Raw genomic sequence first — 20,622 nt, 5'->3', positions numbered from 1 at the left:
CACGCATCTGGGTCAGGGATTTCATGCGTTGGTACAACCACGAACACCGGCATAGCCGGATCCGCTTCGTGACCCCGGCGGAGCGGCATCGAGGGCAGGATCAACAGATCCTGGCTCAACGTCATGAACTGTACGAGCAAGCCCGAAAGAAAAGCCCGGAACGCTGGTCTGGACGAACACGGAACTGGGAGCCGATAGGCACGGTGCTGCTGAATCCGGATCGAGAGCAGCAGGCCGAGAAAAGAGCAGCATAGTTAGACGGTGACGCGACAACTACCTTGAAAAACGCCGCCGCTCGCGCATCCTGAACATCCTGAACGAGCCTCAAGGCAGCGGATTACCCCCCGTCACACCGAAGACTTCGCCAGTGATGTAGCTCGACTCCTGAGACGCCAACAGCACATACAACGGCGCACATTCGGCCGGCTGTCCGGGACGCTTCATCGGCACCTGGGAGCCAAAGGTAGGAATTTTCTCCTGGGGTTGTCCGCCGCTGGGTTGCAGCACCGTCCAGATCGGTCCGGGCGCCACGGCGTTGACACGGATGCCCTTTCTGATCACCTGCCCCGCCAATGCCTTGGTGAATGCCACGATGGCAGCCTTGGTGGTGGCGTAGTCCAGCAGCGTCGCGGACGGATCGTAAGACTGGATCGAGGCGGTATTGATGACCGTTGCCCCTGCCGGCATCAGCGGCACCGCGGCCTTGCAGATCCAGAACATCGCGTAGATGTTGGTTTTCATGGTGTCATCGAATTGCGCGGTGGTGATATCGGCGATGTCCTTTTGCGCCTCCTGCTTACCGGCAACGTTCACCAGGATATCCAAGCCCCCCAATTGCTCGTGGGCGCTCCTCACCAACTGGACGCAGAAGGCTTCGTCCTTGAGATCACCGGGAATCGCAATGGCCTTGCGGCCTTCGGCTTCGATCAGTTCGATGACTTGCCGAGCGTCACGCTCTTCGCTGGGCAGGTAATTGATGGCCACGTCAGCCCCCTCCCGGGCGTAGGCAATAGCTGCCGCGCGGCCGATACCCGAGTCGCCGCCGGTCACCAGCGCCTTGCGACCCTCCAGACGGCCGAAGCCTTGATAGCTTTTTTCACCATGATCGGGCTTGGGCACCATCTCCTGATCGATGCCAGGCGGCGATTGCGGCTGGTCGGGAAAAGGCGGGCGAGGATATTGGGTCAGCGGGTTCTGCATCGCGTATTGGTTGGGGTCTCGGCGTGTTGACATCGAGGTTCTCCTTTCAGCGGGCAAGACAAGCCGGGGGCGAATGCCCCGGCCCTGAAGATAGGACGTGCCACGATCAGCGACTGGCCTGCAGCGCCCTCGCCATTTCCAGGTGGGTCTGCAATTTAGGCAGGGTTTCATCGGCAAACGCTTTGATTTCCGGCACTTCGGTGGTCTGGGCCTCCTGCTCGATCTGCGCGATGGCTTCCTCGGTGGCCTTGACCTGGCTAGCGGCATAAGCGGCTTCGAACGACTCGCCTTCCTGCATCTGCGGAATCATAGTCTTGGCTTTGTCAGCGACTTCCTCCCGCGGAGCGACAGGCAAGTCGAGTTTTTTCGCAATCTTTGCCAGATGCTGATTGGCGGTGGTGCGGTCGTTGATCACCATGATGGTGTAGTCCTTTACCTCCCTGGATTCGGCTTTGCCGTGGGCCATGCGACTGGCCTCGATATCGGCCATGCCTTTGGCGGAGGCATCGTTGATGAATTCGGCAGGCGATTGGGCCCAGGCACTGTTGGCACCCAGGCCCATCAGCACAACGAGACTGGTGGTGCGAAAAAAGGTGGCCATCCGGCTCATGGTCGCGCCCTCCTCGTAATAAAAAGTTCGGGCAGGTCTCCCTGCCTCTGAATCAGAACCACCAATGACTGCTCAGCGACCGATTTCGGCTTTCAATGGGGGCTTGTCGACGGTCATGATGGTGGTTCTCCCACTTTTGCGACCCGCTTCGGACACCTTGGTTCGATCGTGGGCGAAGTTTGCGGGATGAATGTGGCGTAAATCCGGCATGGTCTGGCCCTCCAGATGCGTGGATGTTGGCGAGCAGGGCCCGCCTGACATTCGAAAGAATCAGGGGCGCAAGGTTTGAATAAACAAGCAGCGCCACGACGAACGGTGACGTGCAATCAGGTGCCAAGGACTCTGTGATTCTGACGCTTGGCGGCGTACATCGCTTCGTCGGCGTGACGGAACAGCGCCACGTCTTCGACACCATGGTCTGGGAAACAGGCCACGCCGATGCTCGGTTCGATGCTCAGCCAGTGTCCATCCAGGCGCAATGGCTGGGTCAGCGCCTGACGGATTTTTTCCTGCACGCCCTGGGCATCTTCCAGAGCCTGGATGCTATGGAGCAACACTACGAACTCATCGCCGCCAATACGCGCGACTGTGTCGGAATCACGTACACAGCCCTGGAGCCGACTGGCCACTGCTTGCAACAACATGTCACCGACGCTGTGACCATAAGTGTCGTTGACCTGTTTAAAGCGGTCCAGGTCGATATACAGCAATGCCATGCGCCCTGACGCTGTGCGGGCACTCGCCAGTGCGGCTTTGAACCGTTCACGCAGCAACTCGCGATTCGCTACCTGGGTCAGTTGGTCGTATTGCGCCATACGCTGCAAGCGAGCGTGCAATTGCTGGCGCTCGATGGCGATGGTGATCTGCGCACAGACGTACTGCAGCAACTCCATGTCCTCCTCGGTGTAGCGCTCATTATCCTGAGCACTCTTGAGGATCAGCGCGCCAATCGTGCCGTTTTGCGAGTTCAGCGGCACACCCAGCCAGCACGGCGCGCCCGGCTGCGCCACGATGTCGAAAAAAACCGGTGGCAGTGGATTGCAATCAGATGCCAGCAAGATCGGCTGACCACTTCGGATCACCTCGGTGCACAAGCGCCCGGTGATTGTCCCCGGCAGTTCGGGTTGCTGCTCCTGATCGTCGACGTGATAGGCAAAATTCAATTGAGCGCATTGTTCATCGTACAGCGCCACCGAGAAGTTCAGCGCCGGCAACCATTCGCCAATAATCAGGTGGATACGCTTGAACAACGCCAGCAGATCCGCCGCGACATGGGCCGCTTCGGAAATGGCATACAGCGCTGCCTGTCGGGACTCGGCCTGTTTGCGTTCGGTAATGTCACGGGCCACGGCAATGCGCAATTGATCAATTTCTGACCAACGCGCAGACCACAGGATATGCGCCACCCGACCGTCCTTGCGCAGGTAGCGATTCTCGAAGTTGAGCTTGGGCTCGCCGTCCATGATCTCCCGCGCCGCCTCGAGGGTACGCTGGCGGTCGCCAGGGTGAACCAGTTCGATCATCGGCCGACCGATCAGCTCCTGGGGGGTATAACCAAAAATGCGTTCGCAGGCGGCACTGACAAATACGAAACACCCCTGGCCGTCGACGGCACACACGGCGTCCAGCAAAAGGTCTATGTAGCTGGCCAGCGGCGCGGAATCTCGAGTATCCATGGAGCTGGAAGCCATCCGGAGAATGCAGCGGTGGACGAATTGGGTGATCGGACGTACACCCACGATAAAACAGAGAATAGCGCAGGCAATCAGGTCACCCGAGAAATTGATTGCAATAGGCCATCTATTTGCTAGTCGGTATGACAGCCGGTCGATCACGGCGTCGTGAAGAACGCCATTGCGGCATAAGGAGCCTTTCGGCAGGCCTCCAGCCGGGACGCGAGGTCCCCCACATGAATTTCAAGCTTATGCCCGTCCGGGTCGAGAAAATAAAACGAATCACCTTCGCTGCGGTTGTCCCGCCATGACGTTACCTGCGCTGCGCTCAGTCGTGCCACCAGCACCGGAAAGTGTTCGGCTGCCAGGCCGAATGCGTAATGGGTGTAGTCCGCCCCGGGTTCGGTTTTACGTTGAGGATCGACAGACAGGCACAACCACAATCCGGGCAGGGACAGATATGCCCCGCCTTCCCACAGTGCCTCGAGACGCAGTTGCAACAACTCGCGATAGAACTCGACGCTTCGATCCAGATCGGTGACCGCCAAGGTCAAGTGATTGAGGCCTGAGAGCATCGACAGGCGACCTCCGTAAAAAGAAGTGGATGTTACGCCCGTTTGCCTATGCCTTGACAGCGGCCCAAGCCAAGGAAAACGCAGCGGATCCGGGAACATCCAGATAAACCCGGCATGCTCCGACTCCCCCGAAGGGATTTCCCGTCCACGTCCATAGGCAAGGTCCTACACGGAAGACTCCGGCAGCCCTCAAATACGCCGGAAACAGCCGATTCAAAGCCCTGTGCGGTGGTCTGTAAAGTCCGGAAACACACAGATATTGAAACAACCCACGGACAGCACCTCTCAACCAAGGAATGTAATTGCACCATGAACCAGATCGCGCAACCTACCCATCGTTTCACCAACTACCGAAAGGTCATATCCCTCGCAGATCAGGACTGGCAGTGCGCCGAAGCCGGAAAAATCTCGGGGCTCAACGTCGAGGTCAAGACACCCAACGTTCTCGTCGACCAGTACGGCCGTACCCTTCATCACTTCTGTACAACGTCCTATCTGGGCCTGGACTATCATCCCGCCGTGCTGGATGGCGCCATGACTGCACTCTGGGACACCGGAACCCTGCGTGTCGCCGACTCGAAGAGTCGCTGCAAATTGGCGATCCTGGCGCAGTACGAAACCCAACTGTCGGAACTGTTCGGCGCCAGCTGCCTGAGTGCCCTGTCCTGCAGCGCGGCCAGCGCCGGAATCCTGCCGCTGCTGGCCAGCGGTGCGCTGACGGGCAATCGTCCCCCTGTCATGGTGTTCGACAAGCGTGCCCACTCTTCGATGAACTACTTCAAGACCGCCTGCGCCGATGAAACCCGGGTCATCACCTGTCCGCACAACGACATGGACTTCATCGAGGACCTGTGCAAACGAGAGCGCAACGTCACCTATGTGACTGACGGTGCCTACAGCATGGGCGGCATGGCGGACCTGGACAGCCTGCTGTTTCTCAAACAGCGGTACGGTCTGTTCCTGTACCTGGATGACTCCCACGCGTTGTCCACCGTCGGGAAATGCGGTGCGGGGCTGGTTCGCCCGCGTCTTCCCGCCGTAGACGAGCGCACCCTGATCGTCGCCTCACTGGCCAAATCGTTCGGTGCCAGTGGCGGGTTGGTCATGTTCGGCAGCGAACGGCATAAGACACTGGTGCAACGTTACGGTGGACCGAGCAACTGGTCCCAGAGTTTGAACGCAGCGGCCATTGGGGCCGGCATGGCCTCAATCCGCCTGCATCGCAGCCGGGAGCTGGTCTCGTTACAGGAACGTTTGCAGGCTAATATCCGCTTCTTCGACAACCTTGTCCGTACCGAACAACACGGCAACCCGATGGCGATACGCCTGGTGCCCTGTGGTGAAGCCGCCCTGGCCAGCCGCCTGGCGGTTGAGCTGGCTGAACTGGGGTACTTCACTTCGGCAGTGTTTTTCCCCGCGGTACCACAAGACAAGGCGGCCATACGCATAACCCTGCGTGCTGACATGGAAACGAGCGTGATCCGGGCTTTTTGCGAACAGATCACCAACCTGCTGCAGGCCCACGGGCGCGATATCCGCCCCTGACTTGAGTCCTCGATGATAAAGCCGTACACCCTGATCGTCACTTGCACTCTGTTTTCCTGGCACAACCGGGAATGAGCGTCTACTTACCCGCACTGCCTGATATTGCCCGGGGTCTTGTGGCCGATGCGTCCCGGGTGTCCTCGGGCCTGTCGGTTTACCTGATCGGCATGGCGCTGCCCATGTTGGCATAGGGCAGCCTGAGCGAACGCCTGGGGCGTAAACCGGTCTTGCTGGCGGCATTATTGGGGCTGTACGGGCTGGGCAACCTGGCCCTGCCGTTTGGTACCTCGGTAGAGGGGTTCCTGGCGTTCAGGTTGATCCAGGGCATCGGTATATCGAGTCAACAGGCCTGGCCGTTGGCGACGTTGTGCACGTTGTTGGCGGTGGCGGCCATGGCCTGCGTGAAGGCCATGCCGCCCCGGGGTCTTTAAAACGCGTTGCGGAAAATTTCCTCGATCTGCCGTTGATCCGCCGCCCGCGGGTTGGTCAGGCCGCAAGCGTCCTTCAGAGCGTTGGCGGCCAGCACCGGCACGTCAACGAGGCGCACGCCCAACTCACGCAAGCCGGCCGGAATCTCCACGTCCCGGGCCAGGCTGACGATCGCGGCGATGGCGGCCTGGGCGCCTTCTTCCGGGCTGGATCGGAGCGTATCGACACCCATGGCACGGCCCACATCGGTCAGGCGTGTGGCGCACACCGAGGCATTGAAGCTCTGCACATGGGGCAACAGCACCGCGTTGCACACGCCGTGGGGCAAATCATAGAAACCACCCAACTGGTGGGCCATGGCATGCACGAAACCCAGCGAAGCATTGTTGAATGCCATCCCGGCTAGAAACTGCGCGTAGGCCATGTTCTCCCGTGCCGCCAGATCGTTACCGTCACGCACCGCCAGCCGCAGGTTATTGCTGATCAAGGTGATGGCTTTCAGGGCACAGGCGTCGGTGATCGGGGTGGCGGCCGTGGACACATAAGCCTCGACCGCGTGGGTCAGCGCATCCATGCCCGTCGCAGCCGTCAGCCCCTTGGGCATTGCCACCATCAACGCCGGGTCGTTGACCGACATGAGCGGCGTCACGTTGCGGTCGACAATCGCCATTTTCACATGGCGCGATTCGTCGGTGATGATGCAAAAGCGAGTCATCTCACTGGCGGTACCGGCAGTGGTATTGATGGCAATCAGCGGCAATTGCGGCTTGCCCGACCGGTCGACACCCTCGTAGTCGCGGATCTGCCCGCCATTGGTGGCGCACAGGGCAATGCCCTTTGCGCAATCATGGGGCGAACCGCCGCCCAGCGACACGACGAAGTCGCATCGGCTTTCCTTCAACAATCCCAGGCCATTCTCGACGTTTGCGATGCTCGGGTTGGGCTTGGCACCGTCGAAAATCACCGATTCGATGTCCTGCTGCGCCAGCAGGTCGGCCACCTTGCCCGCAACACCGGCCTTGGCGAGCCCCGTGTCGGTCACGATCAGGGCTTTGCGAAAACCATAGTTGCGAATGGCGGTCATGGCTTCGTCAAGGCAACCCAGCCCCATGACGTTCACGGCGGGAATGAAAAAAGTGCTACTCATGGGGACACGCTCCTGAAAGAGGCCGGATAGGCACGGGCATACAGGATTGACCAGTCAGTCACGCCGTTCCTTGATCTGGCTCAAGAGTCGGTCGTGATAAAGTCGCGCCCTGCCCTTGCCACGTTTTGAGATGACTTTCCAATGACCGACTTCCAGGAATACGACGCCCGGCTTGAAGATTGGGAGACCCTGCGCGCCCATACTCCCTTCAGCGGGTTGCTGGTGGGCAATGGTGCCAGCCGCGCCGTATGGGATGATTTCAGCTACGACTCGCTGTTCGAAAACGCCCGCACCGTCGAGGAAAAACCCCTGACGCCGTCGGAGCTGAGCGTGTTCGACGCGCTGCAGACCCGCAGCTTCGAACAGGTACTCGGTGCACTGAAAACCACCAGCCGCGTCAACAAGGCCCTCGCCGTCAGCTCAGCCGCTCCGCGCAATCGCTACTACGCGATCAAGGAAGCATTGATCAACACCGTGCACGCGGTGCATATCCCATGGCGACTGGTGCAGCCGTCGACCCTGACGACGCTGAACCAGGAGTTGAGCCGGTATGCCACGGTGTTCACCACCAACTACGACCTGCTCAACCACTGGGCGATCCAGCATGGGCCACAACCCCTTACCGATCTGTTCACTGGCGCCGACCACAGTTTCGATCTGAGCCAAGTGACCACGGACAAACCGCGCCTGTTGTATCTGCACGGCGGTCTTCACCTGGTGCGCAACCAGGACGGCACGGCGCGTAAGCTCACATCCACCGAAGGCACGCTGCTGGGCAATTTCGCCATCAACAACACCCTCAAGACCCTCGACGACGTACCGTTGTTCGTCAATGAAGGCCCGAGCAAGGACAAGCTCAAGACCATCCGCAGTTCCGACTACCTGTCATTCTGCTACGACCAACTGCTGCACCATGGCGACAACCTGTGTCTGTTCGGCCACGCCCTGGGCGAGCAGGACCAGCACATCATCCGCGCCCTGCACCAGGCGAAACCCCGCCTCATGGCCATTTCGATCTACCCCCGCAGCCAGGCATTCATCCAGCACCAGAAGCGCCACTACGCCAAGCTGTTCCAAGGGTTGGACATCGAGCTGCGGTTCTTCGATGCCAAGAACCATCCGTTGGGCGATCCGAAGCTGTCGGTACCGGTGGAGGTGTAGGAGCTGCCGAGTGAGACGAGGCTGCGATCCTTCCACAATCAATTGAATCCTGGGTGGAATATCAAAAGCAAAAGCTCGCAGCCTGCGGCAGCTCCTACATTGCCAACAGGGTCTTGTCCTTGATCATCGTGGTCGGCCCGTTCGCCTTGACACTGGCAATACCCTTGTCCCGGGCGGCCTCCGATGAATAGGCTTCGCTGCTGCCAATCACCTCATGGTTGGCGGCCTTGAGATTGAAGTAGGGATGGCCATCCCTGGTGTCCTTGAGCTCATAACGCTCGGCCAGCGGGCAGTTCTTCTGCACCGCGGCGATGCCACCATCGGCACCGCTGCGGCTGGTGTACAACTCGCTGGTCAGGATCGTTTCGGCGTTGGCGGCCTTGAGCACGAACCGAAACTGGCCACTGCTGTTTTTGCTGATTTCGTACCATCCGGACATGATCATTTCCTTGAAAGGTCAAGAGCCTCAAGAGTAAAGACCTGCCCCGCCGGCTCTGCCAGTCGATCCCGCTACAGAGTGATGGCCGTGCCCAACAACGTCAGGAATCCCGCCAGCCAGTTCGGATGAGCAGGCCAGGCCGGTGCGGTCGCCAGGTTGCCCTGGACATGACCTTCGCTCACCGGTATGTCGATAAAGGTCCCGCCCGCCAGGCGTACTTCCGGGGCACAGGCCGGATAAGCGCTGCATTCACGCCCTTCCAGAATGCCCGCCGCCGCCAGCACTTGCGCGCCGTGACACACCGCAGCGATCGGCTTGCCGGCCACGTCGAAATCGCGCACCAGTTGCAAGACTTTTTCATTCAGGCGCAGGTACTCCGGCGCCCGCCCGCCGGGGATCAGCAGCGCGTCATAGTCAGCCACGCCGACACCGAAAAAGTCATGATTAAGGGTAAACAGGTGGCCCGGTTTCTCGCTGTAGGTCTGGTCGCCTTCGAAGTCGTGGATAGCCGTGCGCACGGTCTGCCCGGCGGTCTTGTCAGGGCACACCGCGTGCACGGTATGGCCGACCATCTGCAGGGCCTGGAACGGCACCATCACTTCATAGTCTTCGACATAATCGCCGACCAGCATCAGGATTTTCTTAGCGGCCATGGGTTGGACTCCTTTGGAATGCGTGAGGGGTGAACGCATTAAAGGTAGTCCGGTGGGGGAGGCTTTACCCGTCATCTGACGGGCTGCACGACGATGGAGGTCGAATGTTGCTCTGTGGGAGCAAAGCTTGCTTGCGATTCAGCGCCTAGGTTCAGCAAAACAATTGAGTCGTCGTTCATCGCGAGCAAGCTATGCTCCCACGGCGTTGCATCTGTCCCGCTTCAGGCGAGATAACCGTCCGCCCGCAGCAGCGTTTCGAGGCAGTGCTCGCTGATGTGGTAGAACGCCTTCAGTTCCTTGATCTTCGCCAGCAGTTCGGCCGGATCGACCGGCGTGGCGCGTTTGACCGCCAGGATCATCTTGTTCTTGTTGGTGTGTTCCAGGGAAATGAACTCGAACACCTTGGTTTCGTAGCCACAGGCTTCCAGGAACAGCGCCCGCAGGCTGTCGGTGACCATTTCCGCCTGTTGGCCAAGGTGCAGGCCATATTGCAACATCGGCTTGAGCAGCGCCGGGCTCTGGATCTGCAAGCGGATCTGCTTGTGGCAGCACGGCGAGCACATGATGATCGAAGCGCCCGAGCGAATGCCCATGTGGATCGCATAGTCGGTGGCGATGTCGCAGGCATGCAAGGCGATCATCACGTCCACCGCGCCCGGCGCCACGCTGCGCACATCGCCGTGCTGGAAGCTCAGGCCCGGGTGTTCCAGGCGCGCGGCGGCTTCGTTGCACAGCCGGACCATGTCCTCGCGCAACTCGACGCCGGTCACCACGCCTTCGGCCTGCAGGGTGTTGCGCAGGTAGTCATGAATGGCGAAGGTCAGGTAGCCCTTGCCCGAACCGAAGTCCGACACCCGCACCGGTTTGTCCAGGGCAAGAGGCGAGGAAGTCAACGCATGGCTGAAGACCTCAATGAACTTGTTGATCTGCTTCCACTTGCGCGACATGGCCGGGATCAGCTCGTGCTTGTGGTTGGTCACGCCCAGGTCGGCCAGGAACGGTCGGCTCAGGTCGAGGAAGCGGTTTTTCTCACGGTTGTGTTCCACCGAGGGTACTTCGCGCAATTGCTGGGGCTTGCTCCTGAACAGTGAAGACTTGCCTTTTTTACTGTATTCCAGCTGCGCCTCGTCGGTGACCGCCAGCAAATGTGCGTTCTTGAAAGACGTCGGCAACAACGCAGCGATGGCCGCCACGCCCTCGGCCAGAGGGAAATTCTTGGTGATGTCGCGGGTTTTGTAACGATAGACGAAGGACAGGCAAGGCTGCTCCTTGACCGTCAGCTGCTTGATGATCAGTCGTTGGAGGTCCGCTTCGTCGCCGACATGCCTGGCCAGCACCAGTTTGATGAACGCGTTCTGTTCGAGGCTGGCCTGCAGCAATTCAATGAACTGGGCGTGATGATCCGGCGCGGGACGGGCGGGAGTTGCAGTGACGGACATGAAAAAGCGGCCTCGGGACGGACGGATCGGGAGTGGTGGGTATTTTAAGAGGAATGAAGTGTCAGGGCACGGGGAATTCTTGTAGCGAGGGGATTTATCTGTGGGAGCAAGGCTTGCCCGCGATGAAGTTATCGCCGCAGCCTACCCTGGGACCGAGGCGCCTTCATCGCGGGCAAGCCTTGCTCCCACAGGTTCCCCACAGTTTCCTCCCCCAATGTGTTCCGCCGGCAGGTTCTAGCCCAGCACCACCAACCGGTTCGGCAGCTCATTGCGCTCATGAGTCACCGGGACATGCGTCTTGAGCAATTCGCCGCAGGCTTCGATGCAGGTCACGAAGCCTTGCAACGTCTGCCCCTGGCGGACCTGCTCGGTGAAGGCCGCGACAATGGCATCCCAGTTCCGGTTGTCGAGGCGTTTGGAAATACCCTCGTCCACCAGGATCTCCACGTAACGCTCGGCCTCGCTGACAAAGATCAGCATTCCGGTACTGCCCACGGTGTGGTGCAGGTTCTGTTCGAGAAACTGTCGGCGAGCCAGGTTGGAAGCCCGCCAGTGGCGCACCGAGCGAGGGATCAGGTGGGTGGTGACCTTCGGAATGCGAAACACCAGGCACAGCACGATGAAACTGATCCATTGCACCAGCAGCAGGCTGTGCATGGTCAACCAGCCCGACAGGTAATACAGCACCCCCGGCACCACCAGGGCCAGCAGGCTGGCCCATAGCAACGGGATGTAAGCATAGTCGTCGGCACGTGCCGCGAGCACCGTGACCAGTTCGGCGTCAGTGTCCCGCTCGACCCGGGCGATGGCTTCGGCCACCTTGCGTTGTTCGTGTTCAGTCAGTAATGCCATGGTTAAAAGTGCCTGCTCATTATTATTGTCACCAGCCGCCCGACGAACCGCCGCCCCCGAAACTGCCACCGCCACCGCTGAAACCGCCCCCCCCGCCACCGCCGAAACCGCCGCCGCCAAAGCCGCCCCCGCTCGAGCCGCTGGAGCCGCCCCGTCCGGCAGGCAGGATCCCCAGCACCTGGCCGACCATGATCGTGACGATGAACAGCATCACCAGCATCACGAACGTCCACGGATGACGCGAGACGAAGTCACCCTCCTCCTGCTCGCCTGAAGCGTATGCAGCGGCCGGCGCTTCCAGTGGGCTGCCCCCCAGCACCACCAGCATCGCCGCCACGCCGTCACTGATACCTTTGTTGAAGTTGCCGGTCTTGAAGGCCGGAGTGATGATCTGGTTGATAATCACCGAACTCTGGGCATCGGTCAGGCGATCTTCCAGGCCGTAGCCCACTTCGATCCGCAGTTTCCGGTCGTCCCGGGCCACGATCAACAGTGCGCCGTTATTCTTGTCCTTCTGCCCGATGCCCCAGTGGCGCCCCAACTGATAGCCGAAGTCTTCGATGCTGGAACCTTGCAGGTCCGGCAGCGTGACAACGACCACCTGCTCGCCGGTCGCCTGCTCGTGGGCCTTGAGCTGCGCGTCCAGCTGATCGCGCACCGTTGGCTGGAGCAGTTGGGCGGTGTCCACCACCCGCCCGGTCAGCGCCGGAAACTTCAACTCGGCCTGGGCCGTGACTGCAAACACCCAGAGCAACAGCACCAGGCCAAATTTCAACACACGCATTGGAACCTCTGTGGGAGCGGGCTTGCTCGCGAAAGCGGTGGGTCAGCGGGCAACATTATTGGATGTGCTGCCGCCTTCGCGAGCAAGCCCGCTCCCACAACGCTTCAGGCTGCCGGGTATCGATCAGAATTTCACCTGCGGCGCTTTTTCGGCGTCGGGACTAGTGGCCTCGAAGGTTTCGCGGATCGGCAGGTCGCTGTACATCACGCTGTGCCACAACCGCCCCGGAAAGGTCCGGATCTCGGTATTGTACTTCTGCACCGCCAGAATGAAGTCGCGGCGGGCCACGGCGATACGGTTCTCGGTGCCTTCGAGCTGCGATTGCAGCGCCAGGAAGTTCTGGTTGGCCTTGAGGTCCGGATAGCGCTCGGACACCACCATCAAGCGGCTCAGCGCACCGGTCAACTGATCCTGGGCCTGTTGGAACTGCTTGAGTTTCTCAGGGTTGTCCAGAGTGCTGGCATCGACCTGGATCGAGGTGGCCTTGGCCCGCGCCTCGATGACGGCGGTCAGGGTTTCCTGCTCATGCTCGGCATAGCCCTTGACGGTTTCCACCAGGTTCGGGATCAGATCGGCGCGGCGCTGGTACTGGTTCTGTACCTGACCCCAGGCAGCCTTGGCTTGTTCGTCGAGGGTCGGAATAGTGTTGATTCCGCAGCCGGCCAGCAGCGAGGTGAACAGCATCAGGGCCAGCATTTGCAAGCCGCTTCGGTGGTTCATTCGTAGATTCATCAGGTGAAGCTCTCCCTTGCCTTTACATTGGAAAACACGACCACCTATCCCCAGTGTCTGGGGCATAATCTGCCGCCACACTGGATTGAAACGGATCGATGGGCTAAAAGATGCGCGGTGCGAAACTAAGTTCAGCCCCATGGGTTCGAAAGTGTGCTGCATTTGACCGAACAACAATAGCCACTCCTCACATTTTGGCTGACGGCGTGTCCTGATTACCGCCTTTGGGCCTGCGAGAAAACTATTCATGAAGAAGCTGTGTTTGCTGGGCCTGTTTGTCAGTCTGGCCAGTCAATCCGTATTAGCCGACAACCTGCCAGCCCCCATAGAGAACAAGGACGCTTTCATCAGCAACCTGATGAAACAAATGACCCTCGAGGAAAAGATCGGCCAGTTACGCCTGATCAGCATCGGCCCGGAAATGCCCCGGGAGATGATCCGCAAGGAAATCGCCGCCGGCAACATCGGCGGCACGTTCAACTCCATCACCCGCGCCGAAAACCGCCCGATGCAGGACGCGGCCATGCGCAGCCGGTTGAAGATCCCGATGTTCTTCGCCTATGACGTGATCCACGGTCACCGCACCATTTTCCCTATTCCCCTGGCCCTGGCTTCGAGCTGGGACATGGACGCCATCTACCACTCCGGCCGCATCGCCGCCAAGGAAGCCGCGGCCGACAGCCTGGACATCACCTTCGCGCCGATGGTCGATATTTCCCGTGACCCACGCTGGGGCCGGACCTCCGAGGGCTTTGGTGAGGACACCTACCTGGTGTCGCGCATTGCCGGGGTGATGGTCAAGGCGTTCCAGGGCAGCGGCGCCAACGCGGCCGACAGCATCATGGCCAGCGTCAAGCACTTTGCCTTGTACGGTGCCGTCGAAGGCGGCCGGGACTACAACACCGTGGACATGAGCCCGGTGAAAATGTACCAGGACTATCTGCCTCCTTACCGCGCCGCCATCGATGCCGGTGCCGGCGGAGTGATGGTCGCGTTGAACTCCATCAACGGCGTGCCGGCCACGGCCAACACCTGGCTGATGAACGATCTGCTGCGCAAGGAATGGGGCTTCAAGGGCCTGGCCGTCAGTGATCATGGCGCCATCTTCGAACTGATCAAGCACGGCGTCGCCCGGGACGGCCGCGAAGCGGCAAAACTGGCGATCAAGGCCGGCATCGACATGAGCATGAACGACTCGCTGTATGGCAAGGAATTGCCTGGACTGCTCAAATCCGGCGAGATCGAGCAGAGCGACATCGACAACGCCGTGCGTGAAGTGCTCGTCGCCAAGTACGACATGGGGCTGTTCAAAGACCCGTACCTGCGCATCGGCAAGGCCGAGGATGACCCGGCCGACACCTACGCCGAAAGCCGACTGCACCGCAGCGATGCCCGCGACGTGGCACGCCGCAGCATGGTCCTGCTGGAAAACCGCAACCAGACCCTGCCCCTGAAGAAGAACGCAAAAATCGCCCTGGTCGGCCCGCTGGCCAAGGCACCGATCGACATGATGGGCAGTTGGGCCGCCGCCGGTCGCCCTGCGCAGTCGGTCACCCTGTTCGATGGCATGAGCCGTGCCCTTGGCGGTGACGCCAAGTTCATCTACGCCCGTGGCGCCAACATCACCAGCGACAAGAAGGTGCTCGACTACCTGAACTTCCTCAATTTCGACGCACCGGAAGTGGTGAACGATCCGCGCCCGGCGCAGGTGCTGATCGACGAAGCGGTAGAAGCCGCCAAGCAAGCCGATGTGGTAGTGGCCGCCGTGGGTGAGTCCCGGGGCATGTCCCACGAGTCGTCGAGTCGCACCGACCTGAACATCCCCGCCAGCCAGCGCGAATTGATCAAGGCCCTGAAGGCCACCGGCAAGCCGCTGGTGCTGGTACTGATGAACGGCCGTCCGCTTTCGTTGCGGGAAGAAAAGCAGCAGGCCGATGCGATCCTGGAAACCTGGTTCAGCGGCACCGAAGGCGGCAACGCCATCGCCGACGTGCTGTTCGGCGACTACAACCCGTCGGGCAAACTGCCAATCACTTTCCCACGCTCGGTGGGTCAGATTCCGACCTACTACAACCACCTGAGCATTGGCCGTCCGTTCACCCCGGGCAAGCCAGGCAACTACACCTCGCAGTACTTCGATGACACCACCGGCCCGCTGTACCCGTTCGGCTACGGCCTGAGCTACACCGAGTTCAGCCTGTCAGACATGGCCCTGTCCTCAACCACTCTGAACAAGACCGGCAAGCTCGACGCCAGCGTGACCGTGGAGAACACCGGCAAGCGTGACGGCGAAACCGTGGTGCAGCTGTACATCCAGGACGTGACCGGCTCGATCATCCGCCCGGTGAAGGAACTGAAGAACTTCCAGAAGGTGATGCTCAAGGCGGGCGAGAAGAAGGTCATTCACTTCACCATCAGCGAAGACGACCTGAAGTTCTACAACGCCCAGCTCAAGTATGCGGCTGAACCAGGCAAATTCAACGTGCAGATCGGCCTGGACTCCCAGGATGTGAAGCAGCAGAGTTTTGAGTTGCTCTGACTCCAGAGCGACATGACTCCCCTGTGGGAGCGAGCCTGCTCGCGATAGCGGTATGTCAGCCAACTGAGTGGTTGACTGATTCACCGCTATCGCGAGCAGGCTCGCTCCCACAGTTGTTTATGGGTGTCTGGATCAGCCCCGCCGATCCAGCAGATTCACCACCAACCGATCCACCAACCCCCACAACCGCTGCTTGAGGCGCTTCCACAACGGTCGGCGCTGCCAGGCGTCGAGACTGACTTGCAGGCTTTGGGTGAAGTCTTGCTCGAAGCTTGCCGCTACTGCACGGCTGAGCCGGGAATCCAGGGCTTCGAGGTTCGCCTCCAGGTTGAAGCGCAGGTTCCAGTGATCGAAATTGCAGGAACCGATGCTGACCCAGTCGTCCACCAGCACCATCTTCAAGTGCAGGAAACACGGCTGGTACTCGAAGATCTTCACGCCGGCCTTGAGCAGGCGCGGGTAGTACCGGTGCCCGGCGTAGCGTACGGACGGATGGTCGGTGCGCGGGCCGGTGAGTAACAGCCGTACGTCTATGCCCCGGGCTGCGGCCTTGCGCAAGGATCGGCGCACGTTCCAGGTCGGCAGGAAGTACGGCGTCGCCATCCAGATGCGTTTCTGGCCGCTGTTCAAGGCCCGGGACAATGATTGCAGGATATCGCGGTGCTGACGGGCATCCGCATACGCCACCCGGCCCATGCCCTCGCCCGCCGGTGGAACCCTGGGCAGACGCGGCAGGCCGAAATTGGAAGCGGGCTTCCAGGCCTGGCGATGGCGGTTGGCGAGCCACTGGCGATCGAACAACATCTGCCAGTCCAGCACCAGCGGGCCGACGATTTCCACCATCACTTCATGCCACTCGCTGCGGTCGTCGACAGGGTTCCAGAACTCGTCGGTCACCCCGGTACCGCCGACCACCGCCAGACGCTGGTCCACCAACAACAGTTTGCGGTGGTCGCGGTAGAAGTTAAGCACCCAGCGGCGCCAGCTCAGGCGGTTGTAGAAACGCAGTTCCACACCGGCCTCGATCAGACGATTACGCAGGCCAAGAGTAAACGCCAGGCTGCCGTAGTCATCGAACAGGCAACGCACCCGGACACCGCGCTCAGCGGCCTGGACAAGGGCCTGGACCATCGCTTCGGCGCAGGCGCCCGCCTCCACCAGGTACAGCTCCAGTTCGACTTGCTCCTGGGCACGGGCGATTTCCACGAGCATGCGTGGAAAGAACTGCGGGCCGTCAATCAACAGCTCGAACCGATTGCCTTCACGCCATGGAAAGACCGGGCCACTCATGTCAACGCGCCGTGAAGATCAGCACCGCATTCACCGGTACCGACAGGCTGATGGCCGACAGCCCGGCCATTTCTCTCAACGTCTCCAGCCCCGGCGCCAGGTCGAAGTCTGCCGCGTCGAGCACCACCGGCTCCAGGGTCACCACCTGGAAGCGGCGCTCATCCAGCCGCGTCGCCAGGAGTTCGACGTTGTATTCATGTTGTTTGCCATGCAAGTCCACAGTCAGCGGCAGGCGCAGCTCCAGCTGTGCGCCGTTGGCCAGGTCCTGAATCGGCAACAGGTCGATCTGTGCAGTGATGGTGGCTTCGGCAAACTGCTTGATGTCGAACAGTTCGGCGCGCATGCGCTCATCTCGCAGGGGGATGCCGCTATTGATCGACTCCAGCTCCACTTCCAGCCGCGCCAACCCCTTGGGCTGGACCTGACCATGCAACACCAGGAAGCGCTGGACCTCGGAAACATTGCCGTTCTTGCTGCTGATAAACGACAACCTTGACGACTCACCGTCCAGGTACCAGTCGGCCCGGGCAGGCAGCACAGCGCCGGCCAGCAGCAAAGTCGCGACAGCGAGGGAAAGAAACCGCTTGAACATACACACTCGGAGGACAGATAAACCTGTGGCGAACCTTAACCGGGCCGAGGACGCTTGCAAACTGTCTGTTTAACCAATCACCCGGCCAGCAGACTCCTTGTGGCTAGGGGAGTTATCTGTGGCAGAGGACTCATCTGTGGCGAGGGGATTTATCCCCGCTGGGTTGCGAAGCAACCCTCCTTGCGTCCAGCCTGATTCATCGCAGTGGCTGATAGATCCTGGGGTCGCTTCGCAACCCAGCGGGGATAAATCCCCTCGCCACAGAAAAATATCCCCTAGCCACAGATGAGTCCCCTAGCCGCAGATCCATCCGCTTGCCATATTGGGTTCGCGTTGCACCAAGTTCATGGTTCCAACCGACACCCCTGCCGCTCCCCCAACCACCGCGCGCTGTGGCTGCGCCCCAACCCGGCGACCGTCACGCGCTTCGTTTCAGGAGTTTCGAGAAAATCGCTGATGGGTACCGATTGCTTCACGTAGCCCCGGCAGTACTCCGCCGGTTGCCCCATCACGTAGCGGCACGAACAATACTCTTTGGCGGTGTAGGCGCTGATGATGTCGGGGAATGCACGCAGCGCCACCCGATCGATCCAGATCCAACTGAGCAGCGCGATAAGCAACGCCACCATCAAGGTCAGCAACGGCCTGCGTCTCATGGTTGCACCGCCGCGGCGAACGCCGCCATGACGCGCTTGAGCAATTCGTTATGGCGATAGCTGCCGTCGCGGTCGTCGCCGTAACGCACGATGACCAGCCGGGCGCTGGGGATGACATACAGCGCCTGCCCCCAATGCCCAAGCGCGGCGTAGGTGTCTGCCGGCGCATCGGGCCAGGGACGGAGGGTGGGGTCGACGGCGCGGTTGAGCCACCAGTGTCCGCCGGGCACGGCCTCGTCCTGGCCGGCCTGGAACCGGGCGAAGGGTTCGCGATTGAACGCCACCCAATCCCTGGGTATCAGTTGCCGCTCGCCCCAACGGCCATCGCGCTGCATCAGCAAGCCGACACGGGCCAGGTCGCGCGCTGTGAGGTAGGCGTAGGACGAACCGACAAAGGTGCCGCTGGCATCGGTTTCCCAGACAGCATGGCGGATGCCCAGCGGTTCGAACAGCGCCGTCCAGGGGTAGTCGGGGTATCGCGCCGGGCCGACGATATTTTTCAATGCCGCCGCCAACAGGTTGCTGTCGCCGCTGGAATAACGGAACGACTCCCCCGGTGGACGGTAGCGCTCGTGCTGCGCAGTGAACGCCGCCATGTCGCGGCGTCCCCGGGTGTAGAGCATTGCCACCACCGAGGAATGGAGCGGTGCGTATTCGTAGTCTTCCTGCCAGTCCAGGCCCGAGGCCCAATGGAAAAGATCGGCCAGGGTCAGGTCCGGCGAGTGGCTCAACGCGGGGTAATACCTGGCTACCGGATCCTGCAGGGCAAACCGCTGTTCACCGTAGGCCACGCCAAACACCGTCGCCATCAGGCTCTTGCTGATGGACCAGGTCAGGTGCGGGGTGTCTGCGGTGGTGAAACCGGCGTAGCGTTCATAGACCAGGCGCCCGTCCTGGACCACCAGCAGCGCGTCAGTGCGAATGCCTTGGCGGGTGGCATCGTCGCGCAGCGCAAAAGCGTATTGCTCAAAGGCTTCGATGGCCGATCCGACGGGCGTCGGACCGGTTGGCCATTGCTCGTCGGGCCAGTCTTCGGCGTGGACGCTCAGGTTGAACAGCAGGATGGGAATCAGGTACCAGCCTTTGCACATGCTGTGGGGCTCGGAGGATTGAACCTGTCGAGCTTAGTCTAGGTTGATGACAGTTTTGCTGACCGCGTCGTCCCCTGTGGGAGCGAGCCTGCTCGCGATAGCACCGGACCGGTGACATTGACGTGACTGACACTCCGCTATCGCGAGCAGGCTCGCTCCCACAGGGGCTAGCTATCACTCGAAAAAAGACTATCCCAACGCCTTGGCCAGCCGCTTCGCCCGAGCTCCAGCCGCCATGTCCATCACCGCTTTGTCCCGCACCCACATCTCGCGCCACGACGCCGGCCCGGAGGCCAGCGCTTCATTCAACTCGCCATCAAGGCCCTGGAACTGCGCGAAAAGCCCGCCCAACAACACATGCCCTACGCTGCTGGACGGGTTATGGCGGCTCACTTCTGCGCACCCCGCCAACAACGCCAACAGGCGCAACTGCAAGGATTGCGGCCAGTCGCACTCCTGCCCTACGCCATACAGCCAGGCGGTCATGGCGCTGAGCACATAAATGTCTTCCAGGGTACGAAACGGTTTGACGTAGGCGTCCCAGCCATCCCCCGCCAGCAACTCGCACGGCGCGCCATCGAGCAACACGCGGCCGTGGCTGATGTCGGGCATCAACGGGATCGCCGGCAGCTTCTCCAGGGTTACGCCCGGCTCACCGGCATAGACCACCGCCAGGCTCAGTCGCGGCGTTTCACCGGGTCCTTCACTGCGAGCGGCGATGAGCAGCCATTCGGCCGCGTCGCCGGCGGTGACGAAATCCTTGCGCCCATTCAGGCGCAAATCGCTGAGGCGGGTTTGCAGGTCCGCCGGGCGCAGACTGCGTTGCTCGGTGGCGCACAGGGCGCCAAGACTCCGGGGCGCGCTCGGCCAGAGCACGCGCAACGCCGCCTGATAACCCACCAGGAACGCCAGCCCCGGTGTCGCCATCAACCGTGCACCCGCCACGGCCAACTCGAACGGCGTCACCGGCCCCAAGCGTTGCAGCAAAGTTGCGTAGCCCTCGGCCAGGTCCGGCTGGGCGGGCAGTCGTTCAGCATGTTCAATCAGGGTTTGCCAGGGCATGGGAGCTCCTTGGAAGGGCTGTCACATAAGCATCACCGAAGCTTCATGGCGATGACACCGGGGCTACATAGCCTGACTTTGCACAACATGGCTGCATAAAGAAAGTCGATTGGCTCAACCCCAAGACGGGTGCACAGCCCGCACGGAGATTCG

General features: G+C 60.9%; 19 protein-coding genes and 2 pseudogenes. 5 read left to right on the top strand and 16 right to left on the bottom strand.

The features are described 5' to 3' along the window. A pseudogene (locus AD665_RS27195) lies at window positions 1-254 on the top strand (IS3 family transposase); the annotation flags it as partial. A gap of 70 nt (window positions 255-324) precedes the next feature. Here AD665_RS27195 and AD665_RS24935 read toward each other — a convergent pair. From AD665_RS24935 to fos, 4 genes are all read right to left on the bottom strand, one after another. Beyond that, complete coding sequence (locus tag AD665_RS24935) at window positions 325-1,233, bottom strand: SDR family oxidoreductase (RefSeq protein WP_053194274.1); 909 nt, start codon at window positions 1,231-1,233, stop codon at window positions 325-327. Between the two features lie 73 nt (window positions 1,234-1,306). Continuing rightward, complete coding sequence (locus AD665_RS24930) at window positions 1,307-1,810, bottom strand: DUF4142 domain-containing protein (protein WP_024780702.1); 504 nt, start codon at window positions 1,808-1,810, stop codon at window positions 1,307-1,309. Between the two features lie 326 nt (window positions 1,811-2,136). Further along, complete coding sequence (locus AD665_RS24920) at window positions 2,137-3,486, bottom strand: sensor domain-containing protein (protein WP_024780699.1); 1,350 nt, start codon at window positions 3,484-3,486, stop codon at window positions 2,137-2,139. Window positions 3,487-3,641: 155 nt separating this feature from the next. Then, window positions 3,642-4,058 (bottom strand): fosfomycin resistance glutathione transferase, encoded by a 417-nt coding sequence (fos, locus tag AD665_RS24915; RefSeq protein WP_024780698.1) that lies wholly within the window; start codon window positions 4,056-4,058, stop codon window positions 3,642-3,644. A 309-nt stretch (window positions 4,059-4,367) separates the two neighbouring features. On the opposite strand from fos, the gene AD665_RS24910 reads away from it, so the two are divergent. Together AD665_RS24910 and AD665_RS27190 are read left to right on the top strand one after the other, a co-directional pair. Beyond that, window positions 4,368-5,603: an aminotransferase class I/II-fold pyridoxal phosphate-dependent enzyme gene (locus AD665_RS24910; protein ID WP_024780697.1), complete on the top strand. Its 1,236-nt coding sequence runs from the start codon at window positions 4,368-4,370 to the stop codon at window positions 5,601-5,603. Between the two features lie 12 nt (window positions 5,604-5,615). Then, window positions 5,616-5,941 (top strand): annotated as a pseudogene (locus AD665_RS27190) (MFS transporter); the annotation flags it as partial. An 89-nt stretch (window positions 5,942-6,030) separates the two neighbouring features. On the opposite strand, the gene yiaY reads toward AD665_RS27190, so the two are convergent. After that, window positions 6,031-7,179 (bottom strand): L-threonine dehydrogenase, encoded by a 1,149-nt coding sequence (yiaY, locus tag AD665_RS24900; RefSeq protein ID WP_024780695.1) that lies wholly within the window; start codon window positions 7,177-7,179, stop codon window positions 6,031-6,033. Between the two features lie 141 nt (window positions 7,180-7,320). Between yiaY and AD665_RS24895 the strand changes: the two genes are divergently transcribed. After that, window positions 7,321-8,340, top strand: a complete 1,020-nt coding sequence (locus AD665_RS24895) for a DUF4917 family protein (RefSeq protein WP_053194272.1) — start codon at window positions 7,321-7,323, stop codon at window positions 8,338-8,340. Window positions 8,341-8,434: 94 nt separating this feature from the next. Here AD665_RS24895 and AD665_RS24890 read toward each other — a convergent pair whose 3' ends face one another. The 6 genes from AD665_RS24890 to AD665_RS24865 all read right to left on the bottom strand — a co-directional run bounded on the left by AD665_RS24890 (window position 8,435) and on the right by AD665_RS24865 (window position 13,239). Further along, window positions 8,435-8,779: a YegP family protein gene (locus AD665_RS24890; RefSeq protein WP_024780693.1), complete on the bottom strand. Its 345-nt coding sequence runs from the start codon at window positions 8,777-8,779 to the stop codon at window positions 8,435-8,437. Window positions 8,780-8,850: 71 nt separating this feature from the next. Then, a complete protein-coding gene (locus AD665_RS24885) occupies window positions 8,851-9,432 on the bottom strand; it encodes a DJ-1/PfpI family protein (RefSeq protein ID WP_053194271.1) in 582 nt (193 codons plus the stop codon). Window positions 9,433-9,653: 221 nt separating this feature from the next. Further along, window positions 9,654-10,871, bottom strand: coding sequence for a class I SAM-dependent methyltransferase (locus AD665_RS24880; RefSeq protein WP_024780692.1), 1,218 nt, complete (start codon window positions 10,869-10,871; stop codon window positions 9,654-9,656). 234 nt (window positions 10,872-11,105) lie between these two features. After that, on the bottom strand, window positions 11,106-11,723 hold the full coding sequence (locus tag AD665_RS24875; protein ID WP_024780691.1) for a TPM domain-containing protein: 618 nt from the start codon (window positions 11,721-11,723) through the stop codon (window positions 11,106-11,108). A gap of 28 nt (window positions 11,724-11,751) precedes the next feature. Then, window positions 11,752-12,507, bottom strand: coding sequence for a TPM domain-containing protein (locus AD665_RS28035; RefSeq protein ID WP_024780690.1), 756 nt, complete (start codon window positions 12,505-12,507; stop codon window positions 11,752-11,754). A 123-nt stretch (window positions 12,508-12,630) separates the two neighbouring features. Further along, on the bottom strand, window positions 12,631-13,239 hold the full coding sequence (locus AD665_RS24865; protein WP_024780689.1) for a LemA family protein: 609 nt from the start codon (window positions 13,237-13,239) through the stop codon (window positions 12,631-12,633). A 247-nt stretch (window positions 13,240-13,486) separates the two neighbouring features. On the opposite strand from AD665_RS24865, the gene bglX reads away from it, so the two are divergent. Beyond that, complete coding sequence (gene bglX / locus AD665_RS24860) at window positions 13,487-15,778, top strand: beta-glucosidase BglX (RefSeq protein WP_024780688.1); 2,292 nt, start codon at window positions 13,487-13,489, stop codon at window positions 15,776-15,778. 132 nt (window positions 15,779-15,910) lie between these two features. On the opposite strand, the gene AD665_RS24855 is transcribed toward bglX, so the two are convergent. From AD665_RS24855 to AD665_RS24835, 5 genes are all read right to left on the bottom strand, one after another. Continuing rightward, window positions 15,911-17,068: a phospholipase D-like domain-containing protein gene (locus AD665_RS24855; protein WP_024780687.1), complete on the bottom strand. Its 1,158-nt coding sequence runs from the start codon at window positions 17,066-17,068 to the stop codon at window positions 15,911-15,913. Window position 17,069: 1 nt separating this feature from the next. Continuing rightward, complete coding sequence (locus AD665_RS24850) at window positions 17,070-17,660, bottom strand: YceI family protein (RefSeq protein WP_053194270.1); 591 nt, start codon at window positions 17,658-17,660, stop codon at window positions 17,070-17,072. Between the two features lie 344 nt (window positions 17,661-18,004). After that, window positions 18,005-18,316 (bottom strand): hypothetical protein, encoded by a 312-nt coding sequence (locus AD665_RS24845; protein ID WP_024780685.1) that lies wholly within the window; start codon window positions 18,314-18,316, stop codon window positions 18,005-18,007. Next, window positions 18,313-19,407 (bottom strand): serine hydrolase domain-containing protein, encoded by a 1,095-nt coding sequence (locus tag AD665_RS24840; protein WP_053194269.1) that lies wholly within the window; start codon window positions 19,405-19,407, stop codon window positions 18,313-18,315. The genes AD665_RS24845 and AD665_RS24840 overlap by 4 nt, the downstream gene beginning before the upstream one ends. A gap of 189 nt (window positions 19,408-19,596) precedes the next feature. Beyond that, window positions 19,597-20,469 (bottom strand): acyl-CoA dehydrogenase middle domain-containing protein, encoded by an 873-nt coding sequence (locus AD665_RS24835; RefSeq protein ID WP_024780683.1) that lies wholly within the window; start codon window positions 20,467-20,469, stop codon window positions 19,597-19,599. Window positions 20,470-20,622 lie beyond the last annotated feature (153 nt).

Origin of the sequence: Pseudomonas corrugata, from assembly GCF_001269905.1 — a bacterium.
Classification (GTDB): Bacteria; Pseudomonadota; Gammaproteobacteria; order Pseudomonadales; family Pseudomonadaceae; genus Aquipseudomonas; species Aquipseudomonas corrugata.
This window is presented reverse-complemented; position numbering and strand designations above follow the sequence as displayed.

Coding starts and splice junctions, on each gene's coding strand:
- AD665_RS28035 (WP_024780690.1), bottom strand. CDS start 12,507: ATGCGTGTGTTGAAATTTGGCCTGGTGCTGTTGCTCTGGGTGTTTGCA.
- AD665_RS24855 (WP_024780687.1), bottom strand. CDS start 17,068: ATGAGTGGCCCGGTCTTTCCATGGCGTGAAGGCAATCGGTTCGAGCTG.
- AD665_RS24930 (WP_024780702.1), bottom strand. CDS start 1,810: ATGAGCCGGATGGCCACCTTTTTTCGCACCACCAGTCTCGTTGTGCTG.
- AD665_RS24885 (WP_053194271.1), bottom strand. CDS start 9,432: ATGGCCGCTAAGAAAATCCTGATGCTGGTCGGCGATTATGTCGAAGAC.
- AD665_RS24865 (WP_024780689.1), bottom strand. CDS start 13,239: ATGAATCTACGAATGAACCACCGAAGCGGCTTGCAAATGCTGGCCCTG.
- AD665_RS24895 (WP_053194272.1), top strand. CDS start 7,321: ATGACCGACTTCCAGGAATACGACGCCCGGCTTGAAGATTGGGAGACC.
- AD665_RS24875 (WP_024780691.1), bottom strand. CDS start 11,723: ATGGCATTACTGACTGAACACGAACAACGCAAGGTGGCCGAAGCCATC.
- AD665_RS24890 (WP_024780693.1), bottom strand. CDS start 8,779: ATGTCCGGATGGTACGAAATCAGCAAAAACAGCAGTGGCCAGTTTCGG.
- yiaY (WP_024780695.1), bottom strand. CDS start 7,179: ATGAGTAGCACTTTTTTCATTCCCGCCGTGAACGTCATGGGGCTGGGT.
- AD665_RS24920 (WP_024780699.1), bottom strand. CDS start 3,486: ATGGATACTCGAGATTCCGCGCCGCTGGCCAGCTACATAGACCTTTTG.
- AD665_RS24880 (WP_024780692.1), bottom strand. CDS start 10,871: ATGTCCGTCACTGCAACTCCCGCCCGTCCCGCGCCGGATCATCACGCC.
- AD665_RS24910 (WP_024780697.1), top strand. CDS start 4,368: ATGAACCAGATCGCGCAACCTACCCATCGTTTCACCAACTACCGAAAG.
- AD665_RS24835 (WP_024780683.1), bottom strand. CDS start 20,469: ATGCCCTGGCAAACCCTGATTGAACATGCTGAACGACTGCCCGCCCAG.
- fos (WP_024780698.1), bottom strand. CDS start 4,058: ATGCTCTCAGGCCTCAATCACTTGACCTTGGCGGTCACCGATCTGGAT.
- bglX (WP_024780688.1), top strand. CDS start 13,487: ATGAAGAAGCTGTGTTTGCTGGGCCTGTTTGTCAGTCTGGCCAGTCAA.
- AD665_RS24840 (WP_053194269.1), bottom strand. CDS start 19,407: ATGTGCAAAGGCTGGTACCTGATTCCCATCCTGCTGTTCAACCTGAGC.
- AD665_RS24845 (WP_024780685.1), bottom strand. CDS start 18,316: ATGAGACGCAGGCCGTTGCTGACCTTGATGGTGGCGTTGCTTATCGCG.
- AD665_RS24850 (WP_053194270.1), bottom strand. CDS start 17,660: ATGTTCAAGCGGTTTCTTTCCCTCGCTGTCGCGACTTTGCTGCTGGCC.
- AD665_RS24935 (WP_053194274.1), bottom strand. CDS start 1,233: ATGTCAACACGCCGAGACCCCAACCAATACGCGATGCAGAACCCGCTG.